The sequence below is a fragment of the Brevibacillus porteri genome (assembly GCF_003013475.1).
In the GTDB taxonomy this organism is placed as follows: Bacteria; Bacillota; Bacilli; order Brevibacillales; family Brevibacillaceae; genus Brevibacillus; species Brevibacillus porteri.
Map to the genome: position 1 here is coordinate 40,811 of NZ_PXZO01000065.1, position 12,379 is coordinate 53,189.

Consider the following 12,379-nt stretch of genomic DNA (forward strand, 5'->3'; position numbering starts at 1 on the left):
AGGTAATTTTCGCGAAAAGAGGTGCACCTCCATTGTGATGGCGAGTCGGTGTGAATAACTTCATATTCCATCAGGACGTATAGGCTGGTCCTGAACCGACAGGAGGGTGTGCTTTATGTGGCATCGACGCTTTATTTGCCTCTGGGCGGGTCAGACATTGGCCAACCTTGGGGATGTATTTTATATTGTCGCGTTTATTTCGATCATCTACGCTGCAACTGGCTCTGTCATGTACACGGCGTTTATTCCGGTTGTCATCGTAGCGTCGCAGTCTGTGAGCAGCTTGTTGGCTCCGTTGGTGTTTCAGCGATTGTCGTTGACGGGCATGCTCGTGCTGTCGCAAGGCTTGAAGACGATACTTTTGGCTGCAGCCTCATTAGCTGTCTGCAGCGGTGTAGGAGAGCAGGGAGAGTGGATCTGGCTGTTGTTCGGATTGGGGTCAACCATCGCCTTCATGGATGGCTGGGCAAACCCTGCGCGCAATGCCATGGTGCCGCAGTTGGTTGGACGAGAAGATCTCATGCGAGCGAATGGGTTGCTTGCCACATCGGATCAAACCGTTCATTTTGCTGGCTGGGCAGCAGGGGGATTACTCGTTTCTTGGCTGGGAGCAGGTGTTGTTCTGTGGGGAACGGTTGGTGCCTATGTTGTGGCAACGATCGCGATGACAGGCATTGCACCAGCAAGCGAAAAGCTGCGTGAAGAACAGGCAGCTAAGGCGACAACAAATTGGCTCACTGGATGGAAGACAATTCGCGATGTACCTGTACTGCGACTGCTGGTCGCGATGGATGTCGTGATCGGCTTGTCCGGGGGTGTGTGGATCGCTGCGATTATGCTGCCATTTGTCCTCGATGTGCTTGGACAAGGCGAAGAATGGTGGGGCTACATCAATGCCGGTTACATGCTTGGAGCCATTGCAGGTGGGACGCTGCTATTGATGTATGCGGAGCGGATGCGTCGCCATTTATTTCGCTGGATCATTTGCGGTACGATTGGCGTCGGATTCTTTACCTTTTGTTTTGGCAGCAGTACGAACGCTCTTGTGGCACTGTTGTTTTCCTTTGCACTGGGCCCATTTTTGGAAATGGTGCATGTAAGCAAGCAGACACTTTTGCAGCAAGAGACTGAGGAATCAGCACTGCCCTATGTCATGTCAGCGAAGGGGACGATTGATTTACTTGTCTTTGGCGCTTCTGCCTTGGTGATGGGGGCTATCGCTGAATGGCAGGGAGTCCGGGCTGTTTATTATGTATCTGCTGGATTGTTACTCGTTGCTTTCCTTTTTGCGTTGCGCTTGCAAAAAAAGCAGACGGAGCATTCGAGTGGGGTTTCCGTAAATTAAAACAGAATAGGCTGTCTTTCCGTAGACTTTTCTCGGGAAGGCAGCTTTTTTGTTTGGAGGTGGTCGTCCGACAGTTTAAAGAATCGGTTAGGCCCTTTAAGGTTTGAGAAAGCCCTTCTTTCCCCATACAATAAAAAGAGCAAACAAAGATGTAAGGATGGGTGAGCACATGAACATTCTCGTATTGCATGGAAGCTCAAGAGACGCAGGGAATACGGAACAATTGACAAATCTAGCATTGGAAGGCGTGCCGCACACCAGTATCCGTTTGCGAGAAAAAAGCATTCGCCCGATTCACGACCAAAGGCATGACGAGGGAGGCTTCGATGCAGTCGCGGATGATTACGATGAAGTGACAGAAGCGGTACTCGCCCATGATTTTCTGATTTTCTCTACGCCCATCTATTGGTACGGCATGTCAGGGCATATGAAAAACTATGTGGATCGCTGGTCGCAGAGCATGCGTGACAAGCGTTATTCCTTCAAAGAATCTCTCGGACAAAAGCAGGCATATGTCATTACGACTGGTGGAGACCAGCCCAGATTGAAGGGGCTGCCACTAATCCAGCAGTTTCAGTATGTTTTTTCTTTCGTCGGAATGCTATTTGCAGGCTATATGATCGGGGAAGGCAACAAACCCGGTGATGTATGGTCAGATCAACGGGCAGTAGAGGAAGCAAAGATTTTTAATGCGTGGCTGAAGGCCAAGCAATAGCCTGAAAGACCGGAGAGAATTCCGGTCTTTCTTTTTTTTCATCTAATAAAAGCTCTGTTAGTAATTTGTCAAATTTGTTTGAGTTCAATATTTCGTGCGTAATGAATTCTCCATTATAAAACACCCCAAAGGTTGTCCATATAGTTGGCGTTTTGTGCTTCTTCTTGTAGCCCAGCTACCTAGGTGTTAGTAGTTACAGGATATGGTCAACAAGAAGGTAGGGCAATTAGATATTTCCAAAAAACAGGGTAAAAAGCACTAGGTTGAAAATAAAAAAAGGACTTTATGCTTATTTATGGTAATCGAAACAACTACTACCATTAATTTATCTATCAATAATGGTCTATTTTGGTATAGAAGATAGAACATTGGATATATCTACGGAGGGATGAGTCTACGTGAGTAATCGGGTTTTAACCTATGGAAATATTCAAGTGACACCTTACAAATTCACGCATTTGCAATCACTAAAAGTGGTTAAAAAGATGAACGAACACGCGAAGGTAACGATCACGGGCATTATTCCAGATGAGCTGAAAGACAGTTATGTGAATCTAACAAATGAACAAACGCATATCAAAATAGCTTTGACGGACGAGAAGGGGCAGCCGAAGCCATGGTTTCAAGGCATCGTGACGAATGTAAATATCCATTCTGTCAGGGGCATTTATTACCTAACAGTGAAGGCTGTTTCACATAGCTACTTATTGGATGTCAAACCGAGAAAACGCTCATTCCAAAATCCAGGGATGACTTATGCGGCGCTAGTCAAAATGGTGCTGTCCTCATATGGGAAAGCCGATTTTATTGATTCGGTCACGAACGGTAAGGCGATCAATACGTTTGTGATGCAATATGAAGAAACCGACTGGCAGTTTCTCAAGCGGATGGCTTCGCGATTCTATACAGGCTTGGTGCCTGCAACGGCTTTTGATCTACCCAAATTTTATTTCGGTCTGCCCAAAGGGAAGGATAAAGGCAAGCTAGAGGTCGCGCATTATACGGTACAAAAGAGGGTGGGGGAATATCAGAGCGCTGCGGAAAACCGAGTGCCAGGAATTGATGATCAAGATTTTACAGTATATGAAGTGGAAAGCCCGCAGATCCTCGAAGTCGGTGATGAAGTGAGCTTCAAGTCCAAGAAGCTTGTCGTCGGAGAAGCCGTCACTGAAATGAAGGAAGGAATACTGACGCATACCTACAAGCTCTTTCCACATAAGGGACTCTCGCGCAAGAAAATGTATAACAACGCGATCATCGGTGCCTCTATCCAAGGGCGCGTTCTTCAGATTCAAAAAGATAATATCAGAGCCAAGCTAGACATGGATGATCAACAGGATGAGAGTACCGCTTACTGGTTCCCTTATTCGACGATCTATACGTCCGAGAACAATACAGGTTGGTATGTCATGCCGGAAATAGGCGACCAGATACGAATCTACTTCCCGAGCAAAAAGGAAGAGGACGGTATTGCCATCAGTTCGGTGCTCCGAGATAACCCAGATGCCAAATCTCCGGCTCCCCAAAAGTCCTCCGCTCCAAGTAGCTCAAGACCGAGCGCGGGCGCGGGTCCCGATCGGATGAAAGATCCGGCTGTGAAGACCTTCCGCACGAAATACGGCAAGGAGATCATGCTGGCGCCAGATAAGATTGTGATATCAGCAGGCGGTATGTCTATCACAATCAGCGATGATACCGGAATCGAGATCGTGAGTGATAAAAATGTGAGCATTAGTGCTAGTAAAGAGGCGTATCTGATCGGCCAAACGCTACGCGTCAAAGCCGATAAGATCGAGCTGATTGGAAAAGGAAACACCATTTCATTAAATGAAAAGATCGAGATCAAGGGAACAGAGATAAAAATGAACTAATGGGAGGAACACACGGTCATGATGAAAGATGAAGCACTCCAGCATCTGCACGACCAGGTGTTTTTACCTGCTTTGGCAGAACGGGTGGCGGCAGTCCAGCTATTTTTTCATCAACATCAAGCCCAGCTCGTCGATGAGTTTGTGGAGTCGTTTCGACAGATCGCAAGTCGGATCAAAGTCATGCAGGATCGTGGGGAGCTAGCACCAGTTGGATTTATTCATTACTCCATGCTGAGGACATCTATTCTGGAAGGTACTTATACCTACCTCATCGAGGCTTATACAGATCAGTGGTATTGGGAACCTGTCGAATGCTATGCCAGATACGACGCCAATTGGGCTTTTCAAGAGATTTCATCGTTGATTCGTCTTCTAGATGAGCATCGTAAAAAGTACATCGGTGTTCTACACACAGCGGATGTGGAGCATATGGTATGGAAGCGTTTGGATTGTTTTAGTCAAATGGTGACGGATCTGATCCGGATAGCGATCCAAGAAGCCATAAAACTCCCAGAGTATTCGGAGATAAATAAGGCGAAATGTTTGCGCATCAGAGTCGGGGAGTTTAAAGACTTTAGCGAAGATGTGCATATCGATGATGGTTCCACACGAGATCAAATCAAGGGGGCGGGATGACATGAGAGATTACTACCAACTCATGGATGACAGTCGAATCGCTCAAAAGGTGAAACCGCAGGGTCTACGATATGAAGACAGCTTCACACAGCTCCCGCCTGTCTCGATTTTAGATGTCGCTGAACATAGCTTCAATGAGTACACAGACTGGCTGGAAAAGCCTTTGCCTATGATGTCACAACAGATGAAGTCGATTATCGAGAAATACAATCCGAGAATTCAGTGGAAATGTGTCCATTTGATAGACAAGCGATCTGGCTCACAAAACGTGTACTGGGTCATGCAAATACCTACCTTGGATTGTCTTTCACAGGATAGCGAGTTTCATCTAAATGGAACCGTAAAGAGACTTGTGTTAGACCACGAAAAGGTAAAGCCGCATCATTTTTTTGCCATTGAAGGAATTTTGGAGCCGTATATCGTGGTGAGTCTCGATGCAGCAGAAAGCTTACTGCGTAGAAGCTATACGGGCTTCGTTTTACAAAAAGTAGAGCAGGCGTAACGGAGGGAGTCATGACCGTCTACTGGGATGAGAAGATCTTGGATGCCTGGAATGACATCCAGAAACGACGTGAAATCAAGGAAGTAGAAGAGAAGATGGCACAAATGTCACCTGAAGAATGGCTGGCAGGAGTGCAGCTTGGTGTCATTGAGTACGAAGGGCAAACGATTTCTTGTGAAGAGAAGCTATTTTTCGACGAGCAGATGGCGATTCATCTCCCAACGTCTATGTGGCTGATTCCTAGAGGGATCGAATCAAAAGGAAATACAACTCACCAGCATGATCAGATGACTTACAAAAATGAAAAAGGCACAGTCATGTTTGGTCTGACACATATGACGCACCTCATACAGATGGACGATGTAGAGCAATTTTTGAGTACAATGACGATTCAGTTGAAAAAAAAGCAAGCGGGCTTGCAAGTCGTACATAACGAAGTGATTGAGCTCAGTGAAATGAAGGTGGCGAGTAGCGAATTCGTCATACCGCTAAAGAACGGGAAGTATTATCAAATCTTGTTTGTTACTGCACTAGAGGGTAGATTGCTGCTCGGTAGCTTCCATTTCGCAGCTGACGAAGTGATTGTATGGCAGCCATTAGCTAGAGCCTTGATTCGAACGATGCGACTGGTATGATTTATTGCAACGTTATGTAACGAAAGGGGAGTAGGGAGATGCTTTTGCCTTTGCTTCAACTTCTGGCTCCGAAGGCACACGGTGAGTATTCCTATGTTGTACGTGGGGCAACCGTAAAATGCAGTGAGGGAACAGACACCAGCTTTTTAAATTTGCCGCAATGCCACGGAGTATACGCGCGTGGTAAACCGGTCATGAATATTGCCGATAACGTTGTCGATGCCAATATTGGATGTTTTGGTATTTGCAGGGACACAGGAACCGTATGTAAACCAATGATAGCTAACAAGTGGACGGATGGAAAGCACGATGTACTCGTAGAAAACGAGCCAGCATTACTCAGTAAGTCGGAGCTGATTTGTACTGTCAAAGGGATTATTACGATTGAAAAGGATGGGCAGGATTGATGTGATTGAAGGAGAGAAGTTTATGCAAGAAACTGATGGAGTCATGACCTACCAGGATATACAGATTGTCTGGTCCTATGGAACGATCCGACTTGATCGGTTGGAATTTGTCCATCAAACTGGCGAACACGCAAAATTACGCTTTACAGGTATTGTTCCCGAAGAAAAAGAAGATGAGATTATACATAGAGCGGGTAGCCACGACGTAATTGAGCTGTGTCAGAAGGTAGGAAAGCAGAAGAAGTCGATATTTATCGGACGACTACATCATGTGGAGATCAAGGTTGTCCGTGATGTCCACTATTTGACGGTGGAAGCTGTATCGCATACCTATGCCATGGATATGAGCGTGAAGATGTGTTCATTTCAAGACGAGAGCCGATTGTACTCAAGTATTGTAGATGAGCTCGTGTCGAAGTATCCTGGTGGAGATATGATCGATAACGCCTTCGATGATCTCAAACAGGGCAAATACATCATGCAATACGAAGAGACAGACTGGGTGTTTTTAAAACGAATTGCCTCTCACGTAGGGGCTGTCCTCGTACCAGATGTGAGTGCGAATAAGGTGCGCTTCTGGGTCGGTCTACCAGAGGGAAGAAAGCAGATCAAGCTGAAAGACAGGCCATACGAGGTTAACCAGTCCATCGCACCATATAGAACCTACACGTTTGAACACGACGATGTTTTAGAGCTTGGGGATGAAGTGTTGCGAGAGGGGCAGACCTTCGCTATTACCAAGCGAATAGCAAGCATGGTAGATGGTCTATTCAGATGGACGTATGTTTGCGCAACTCGCAAAAGTGTGAAACAAAAGAAGATCTATAACAAAGCCATCATCGGTGCCGCTATAGATGGAGAAATCATTCAAATCGGACGAAACCAAGTCAAAATCCATCTAGCTATCGATAAAACGCAAGATAAGAGCAAGGCACAGTGGTTCCCTTATGGGGCGGAAGGCAACCAAATCCTATACCTCATGCCGGAGATCGGCTCTAAAGTAAAATTGTATTTCCCAGGTGCCGATGAGGACGATGCGATGGTTATCAACTCCGTCCGTCATGCGCCACAGGGAAGCTTTGTCGAGAAGAACGATAAGCGAATGGTGGACCCGGGAGTCAAATCGTTTGGCAACCCACAAGGGAAAGAATTCACCATGGGAGACACCGAACTGAGGATGACCGCCAAAGAAGGTGCGTTGGAAATCTCGCTGAGTAGCCTCTGGGGTGTGAGTCTGAACAGTACCACGAATGTAAACATTCACGCGTCAGGAGAACTGAATGTAAATGGTGCCGCTGTCTACATGGTGGGTTCGGAAGGGATGTATCTCGATACAGCTACGGATACGATCGCATTAGTAGAAGAGAACGGCACGAGTAGCGACCAGATTCTTCTGGATGCGGAGAAGAGCCAGACGTTTGATCCTATCTTGAGTCCGTTTGAAAAAGATATGAAGAGTCTAGGCTGGCAGGGCGCGGTAGATAAACGACTCGCAGATCACGATGCGGCAGAATCCAAAGGGCAAGGGGAAGTCGTTGAAGAGACCCTGTCGTCGCTATGGAACTTTGCCGTAGATGTTGCCGATGTTGCCTACACAGGCGTACAATTGTTAGCGAGTGATGAGGGTGAGACGGTCACCAACATCAGGGGAACGGAGGTTAAGTCGTTAACCGAGGGGAACAACTTAGCAAAAGAAACAGAACAAAAAGCTACGAGTGCGGTAAATTATGTAGGAGATGTGTTTCAGGGCGAGAAGGGGTTTGTTGAAATCTGTCAAGATATACAAGCGGCTGGTGCAAAAGTCGAAGAGAGCGTCATGCAGGACTACGTTATTCCAGTCGGGATGAATTGGCTACACCAGTTCGAAGACAAGTATGGAGGTAAAGAAGCAAAGCTAAAAAGAACACTGGAGGAAAGCTACCAACGAGGTAGGAATACGGGAAGAGTAAATGTCATAGGTGCTGAGGTAATCGTGAGTGGACTGTCAGGTGGAATGGGTGGAGCCGCTATGAAGACAGTGACTACAGCAGCCAAACTGACGCCAGATGGACCAAATAGGGATCGTACGCCAGATGGTAACGGCAGAGATGGAAGTAACGGAAGCAATAGAACCGACGGAAATGAAACTCCATTATTCGGACTTTTTGACTCTATTAAAAAAGATATGGAAACGCTGGATGGGAAGTTCAAAACGAAGGCGAAGACTGTTGAAGATGCGTTGAAAGAAATGCAAGAGATGGTTAATGGTTTTCTAGCTGCTATGCAAGGATATTCCAAGCTGGTTCCTAATACAGGTAGGCCGATGTTCTTTTCGTTGGACGGGAATGGTGGTGGCGGGCATAACAATAATCATGGGAATAATAGAAATAATAAGCGAGATAATGAGGGGACGCCACAAGCTCCGAAAATTGAACCTAAATTTAAACCAGGATATGATAAACATTTAGTAGAAGCAGAAGGCTTTGGTTCAGGTGGTGTTTCAGGTGGTCACAACATAAAGGAATTTTTTGGTATTTTTGATAGAACAGGCAGACCAATTAGAGAGTTTGCTGATAGAGAAAACCATCCAACCATTGAGGGAGTATTCGATATAAGATATAACATGGGAGCTGAAATAAGAGGTCAATATTCTCCAGATGTATGGAAAAAAGGAAATTATAAAAAGACTGTATATGATCCAGATATTATTTCAGACAATGAAATGATTAAATGGGGAGAAGAAGCAATGCGTGAAGCATTGGAGAATGGAAGAATTATTACGACACCAGGGGGGCAAAGAATATTACAAGGTGAAGCACGCGGATTGAAATTTGAGGGATGGGTATATCCAGACGAAACGGAGATTAATAATTTTTACCCAGTTGTAAATTGGAATCAATATAGAAGTTTATAAATTTGAAGGAGTGTAATAAATATGCGAAATTTTGAAGAGTATGCGCAAATGTTTCCAAATAAAGAAGGGAATTTTAGTACGGTGATTGAATATTTCTTTTTGCTTTCTGATCACGATTTTATGGAAGCTTTAGAATCCATGGCAGAAGGATATGGTTTCTCTGCAAATTATAGAGGCTTTAATTTTCCTGATTCGTATCATCCCGAAGAAGATGGATATTTTGAAGAGGGGGTTGAGTTCTTTATTACTTATGGACCGGGAGGTGAGACTAATCAAACAATAATTGACAATCATTCATATGTGATGTATTTAGAGATTGCTTGTAACGACTTTTTGACTCGACATTCTCAATTTGATGACGAGGTTAAGAGATATTTGGCACAAATTAGAGACAATCTAAATCTGTATAAATAATGATAATACAGATATAAAATGAGATATTGATTGGTACATAGAGTGATGAACAGGTGTGCTAGGAATGTTGTGTAAATAAGAGTACAAGCAAACAACAAGATTGTACAATACAACCAACAAACTAAACACTAAAAACTTGACAACCGAACTCAATAAACTTTTAAAGGCTTATTCCAACTCGAATGAGGGGAGGAATGAGCCTTTTGTGTATGCAGAGGAAGTAACTATATGTATTTCCCGAGCTTAGAAGAGGGAGATGACATAGTTGTACACGCCGTGTGCCATCGTTAAAAAAATTGAATTGCATTGTAAGGTGCTGTGGTTGATACAGCACATATTGCGTTTACCACAGTTCGATGGCTCAAAAGAAATTTATGAATGGATGAGCGGGGAAGACATAGGATCACTTACAGAGCGACATATCATGGCAAAAGGAGTCGCGGATCGTGCTACCAATGCCTTGAATTACGCGGGAGATATACTCACGGGGAATAGGTTCAGAACGATGATTTGTCTGGTAATGGATGCGGTGGTGGTGGGAATCATCGTCGTAGTGATAATGGTAATGAGGGGACGGGTAATGATGCTTATGGGGGATATTTCAAACGTAAGCAGCAGAGAACAGAAGAGTATAATTCCAATATAGCTGATAAGCAAAAAATTGTTGGAGACGATACAAATGGTTACAGACTTATAGAACCAACAAAGTGGATGGAACAGATGGGAATGACTCAGATTAAAGAAAAATTAAAAGAAAATCTTGGTCAGATAATAATGGGTTTAATTGGCAGTGGGATTCACAACATGGCAAGTTAGATAAGTGGAATAAACGAAGGACAGAACATTTAGGAGAGTTTGATCCTGTGACAGGAAAGCAAACTAAAGATGGTGAACCTAAAAGAAGATGGGATGGTTAATATCATGGAACATGGACAGCGTTTTGTTGAAGAATTTCCTGAGGTTGGAGAGTTAGTTGAACGGTTATTGGTTAAAAGAGAATTAGACGAATGGTATAAAAAGAAATGTGCTGAAAAACTAGATGTACCAATTGAACTTAATGATATTGGAAATCTGAAGGAAATTGAATGTAGAAATATGATCAGCCCTTCAGCAGATATTTTAATACATCTGCAGGATATATCAGGTAAGGAAGGTTTTCAACTTTCTCAACAAATAAATATAAAAGTTTCAAAGTTAGTCCCAATTTATATTTTGGATTTTAGTTATTCATTAAGGCATAACTTGATTAATGGTCCTTTGGAGATAATTGGTACAGCAGAATCTTTAGAAATGATACAAGGAATGAATCAAATTAATAGGATCATGACTTTAAAAGGGTATTCTGAGCTTAGTCATCTATATGATTTCTATGATACGGTTTATGAGTGGGATGCTTTACCTAGTATTAAACCTTTCAATAGGAGATTAACTTTAGGCGATGCTTTATTCACTGATGTGTTAGAACTATGTTAGCTCTGAGTAGTCGATCATTTCGATCTGTCAAAAATTTTGTGTAAACCCGTTTCAACCCCAATAACAAGATCGTTCAATAGAACCAACAAACCACAATACGAGCTACCCGCCCGTGTTGTGGTCTTTTCACTTGTCTAGATAGATGGCGGCGATTGATCTTATAGCCCCCCTCCCAGTGCGGAATGAACCCATCATCCAACCAATTACATACTTAACCCATGTAATTTCATTTTGGTTGTACGCACATGAAGCTTAAATTTTATACCCTTATTACCATCAATGTGTTGCGGATTACAGGTCGATTATGGTCAGATGCCACCATGATTGACCTGTTTTTTGTTATCTTCGCTTTTTTGCGGTTTTTTCAAAAATAATTGCAACAATGTACGTACATGGAACGATAGATAATGTGAAGGGGCGGTCAGAGAAATATTCACCGTAACTAATTGGGATCAAGCTGAGCGACAAGAGTCAGTGCTATCCGACCATTGAAATGATGGTTAGAAACATCGGGTATAGTTCTAAGTCAGTAGAACGCCATATCAAGGAATTGGCAGGCAAGAAGAGTCCGGTAACGACGACACATAAGAACCCCCCACCCCAACCGGTAGGTAAGTGGCGGGAGTATTCATTTTCCTTCGAGATGACGCAGGATCGCCATCAAATCCAGCTCGCCCAAGCCTTCTTCCAATGCATGACGATAGGTCGCATTTACGGATTCAGCCAATGGGGTAGAGACGCCTGCTTCATTCGCAAGTCGAAGGTCCTTGGCCATATGCTTTAGGGCAAAGGCAGCCGGATAGTTGTCAGCGAGGATGGAAGCCGCTTTTCCGCGAATGAGTGGTGTTCCTACGGCGCTCTCGGAAATGATGTCCAGCATTTGCTCCGTACCAATGCCGAGGGATCGTGCGAATAGTAATGTTTCAGACACACCTTGTACTGTAATGCCGAGCAGCAGGTTGATCGCCAGCTTCGCAGATGTACCCGCTCCGTTTGGTCCCAAATAAAACGCGGCTTTGCCCAGCTTGTCCAGCATAGGCTTGGCTACCTTAAAATCAGCCTGCTCTCCGCCTACCATGATGACGAGCTTGCCTTCTTTGGCAGGCCCTACGCTACCGGACACAGGTGCATCGAGAAAGCGCAGTCCAACTTCCTGGGCTTGCTCTGCGATATAACGGGATGTACCCGGTGAAATCGTGCTCATATCTACTGCAAGCTTGCCTTGGATGGACAGGCTCAAGAGACCGTCTGTGCCAGTATAGATTGCTTTTACTGCATCATCATCGCTTACCATCGTGAACAGTACATCGCATTGTGCTACCAAATCTGACAGAGTGGCTGTCTCCTTCGCTCCCAGAGCCACTAATGGTGCAGCTTTTCCCGGCGTACGATTCCAGACACATACGTCGTAGCCAGCAGCCAGCAGATTGCTAGCCATTGGTATGCCCATGTTTCCCAAACCAATCCAACCGATGATCATTTTCTTGT

13 protein-coding genes and 2 pseudogenes are annotated in these 12,379 nt (G+C 44.5%); 13 read left to right on the forward strand and 2 right to left on the reverse strand.

The features are described 5' to 3' along the window. The first annotated feature begins 115 nt into the window (after positions 1 to 115). Both C7R92_RS28775 and C7R92_RS28780 read left to right on the forward strand, forming a co-directional pair. Positions 116 to 1,345: an MFS transporter gene (locus C7R92_RS28775; protein WP_106836530.1), complete on the forward strand. Its 1,230-nt coding sequence runs from the start codon at positions 116 to 118 to the stop codon at positions 1,343 to 1,345. A 169-nt stretch (positions 1,346 to 1,514) separates the two neighbouring features. Next, positions 1,515 to 2,060 carry a flavodoxin family protein gene (locus C7R92_RS28780; protein ID WP_106836531.1) on the forward strand — a complete coding sequence of 182 codons (546 nt, stop codon included), beginning with the start codon at positions 1,515 to 1,517 and terminating at the stop codon, positions 2,058 to 2,060. Here C7R92_RS28780 and C7R92_RS28785 read toward each other — a convergent pair. After that, positions 2,032 to 2,208: pseudogene (locus C7R92_RS28785) on the reverse strand (YoaP domain-containing protein); the annotation flags it as partial. The gene C7R92_RS28780 and the pseudogene C7R92_RS28785 overlap by 29 nt on opposite strands. Positions 2,209 to 2,458: 250 nt before the next feature. Here C7R92_RS28785 and C7R92_RS28790 point away from each other — a divergent pair. The 11 genes and pseudogenes from C7R92_RS28790 to C7R92_RS33470 all read left to right on the forward strand — a co-directional run. Then, a complete protein-coding gene (locus C7R92_RS28790; protein WP_106836533.1) occupies positions 2,459 to 3,931 on the forward strand; it encodes a contractile injection system protein, VgrG/Pvc8 family in 1,473 nt (490 codons plus the stop codon). An 18-nt stretch (positions 3,932 to 3,949) separates the two neighbouring features. Next, positions 3,950 to 4,567, forward strand: a complete 618-nt coding sequence (locus tag C7R92_RS28795) for a hypothetical protein (RefSeq protein ID WP_106836534.1) — start codon at positions 3,950 to 3,952, stop codon at positions 4,565 to 4,567. 1 nt (position 4,568) lies between these two features. Next, complete coding sequence (locus tag C7R92_RS28800) at positions 4,569 to 5,069, forward strand: imm11 family protein (protein WP_106836535.1); 501 nt, start codon at positions 4,569 to 4,571, stop codon at positions 5,067 to 5,069. Between the two features lie 11 nt (positions 5,070 to 5,080). After that, positions 5,081 to 5,704: a hypothetical protein gene (locus C7R92_RS28805; RefSeq protein ID WP_106836536.1), complete on the forward strand. Its 624-nt coding sequence runs from the start codon at positions 5,081 to 5,083 to the stop codon at positions 5,702 to 5,704. Positions 5,705 to 5,742: 38 nt separating this feature from the next. After that, complete coding sequence (locus C7R92_RS28810) at positions 5,743 to 6,111, forward strand: DUF4280 domain-containing protein (protein WP_017250156.1); 369 nt, start codon at positions 5,743 to 5,745, stop codon at positions 6,109 to 6,111. A 22-nt stretch (positions 6,112 to 6,133) separates the two neighbouring features. Beyond that, the gene (locus C7R92_RS28815; protein WP_106836537.1) at positions 6,134 to 9,004 is read left to right on the forward strand and encodes a CdiA family toxin C-terminal domain-containing protein; all 2,871 of its coding nucleotides are present in this window, start codon (positions 6,134 to 6,136) and stop codon (positions 9,002 to 9,004) included. A 21-nt stretch (positions 9,005 to 9,025) separates the two neighbouring features. After that, positions 9,026 to 9,418: a ribonuclease toxin immunity protein CdiI gene (cdiI, locus tag C7R92_RS28820; RefSeq protein WP_106836538.1), complete on the forward strand. Its 393-nt coding sequence runs from the start codon at positions 9,026 to 9,028 to the stop codon at positions 9,416 to 9,418. 510 nt (positions 9,419 to 9,928) lie between these two features. Next, a complete protein-coding gene (locus C7R92_RS33010) occupies positions 9,929 to 10,234 on the forward strand; it encodes a hypothetical protein (protein WP_244195859.1) in 306 nt (101 codons plus the stop codon). Beyond that, positions 10,165 to 10,335 (forward strand): colicin E3/pyocin S6 family cytotoxin, encoded by a 171-nt coding sequence (locus tag C7R92_RS33015; RefSeq protein ID WP_244195861.1) that lies wholly within the window; start codon positions 10,165 to 10,167, stop codon positions 10,333 to 10,335. Before C7R92_RS33010 ends, C7R92_RS33015 begins: the two co-directional genes overlap by 70 nt. A 4-nt stretch (positions 10,336 to 10,339) precedes the next feature. Continuing rightward, a complete protein-coding gene (locus C7R92_RS28835; protein ID WP_106836553.1) occupies positions 10,340 to 10,891 on the forward strand; it encodes a hypothetical protein in 552 nt (183 codons plus the stop codon). Between the two features lie 457 nt (positions 10,892 to 11,348). Then, a pseudogene (locus C7R92_RS33470) lies at positions 11,349 to 11,438 on the forward strand (helix-turn-helix domain-containing protein); the annotation flags it as partial. Positions 11,439 to 11,519: 81 nt separating this feature from the next. On the opposite strand, the gene C7R92_RS28845 reads toward C7R92_RS33470, so the two are convergent. After that, positions 11,520 to 12,371, reverse strand: a complete 852-nt coding sequence (locus C7R92_RS28845) for an NAD(P)-dependent oxidoreductase (RefSeq protein WP_106836539.1) — start codon at positions 12,369 to 12,371, stop codon at positions 11,520 to 11,522. Positions 12,372 to 12,379 lie beyond the last annotated feature (8 nt).

Coding starts and splice junctions, on each gene's coding strand:
- C7R92_RS28775 (WP_106836530.1), top strand. CDS start 116: ATGTGGCATCGACGCTTTATTTGCCTCTGGGCGGGTCAGACATTGGCC.
- C7R92_RS28780 (WP_106836531.1), top strand. CDS start 1,515: ATGAACATTCTCGTATTGCATGGAAGCTCAAGAGACGCAGGGAATACG.
- C7R92_RS28795 (WP_106836534.1), top strand. CDS start 3,950: ATGATGAAAGATGAAGCACTCCAGCATCTGCACGACCAGGTGTTTTTA.
- C7R92_RS28800 (WP_106836535.1), top strand. CDS start 4,569: ATGAGAGATTACTACCAACTCATGGATGACAGTCGAATCGCTCAAAAG.
- C7R92_RS28805 (WP_106836536.1), top strand. CDS start 5,081: ATGACCGTCTACTGGGATGAGAAGATCTTGGATGCCTGGAATGACATC.
- C7R92_RS28810 (WP_017250156.1), top strand. CDS start 5,743: ATGCTTTTGCCTTTGCTTCAACTTCTGGCTCCGAAGGCACACGGTGAG.
- C7R92_RS28815 (WP_106836537.1), top strand. CDS start 6,134: ATGCAAGAAACTGATGGAGTCATGACCTACCAGGATATACAGATTGTC.
- cdiI (WP_106836538.1), top strand. CDS start 9,026: ATGCGAAATTTTGAAGAGTATGCGCAAATGTTTCCAAATAAAGAAGGG.
- C7R92_RS28835 (WP_106836553.1), top strand. CDS start 10,340: ATGGAACATGGACAGCGTTTTGTTGAAGAATTTCCTGAGGTTGGAGAG.
- C7R92_RS28845 (WP_106836539.1), bottom strand. CDS start 12,371: ATGATCATCGGTTGGATTGGTTTGGGAAACATGGGCATACCAATGGCT.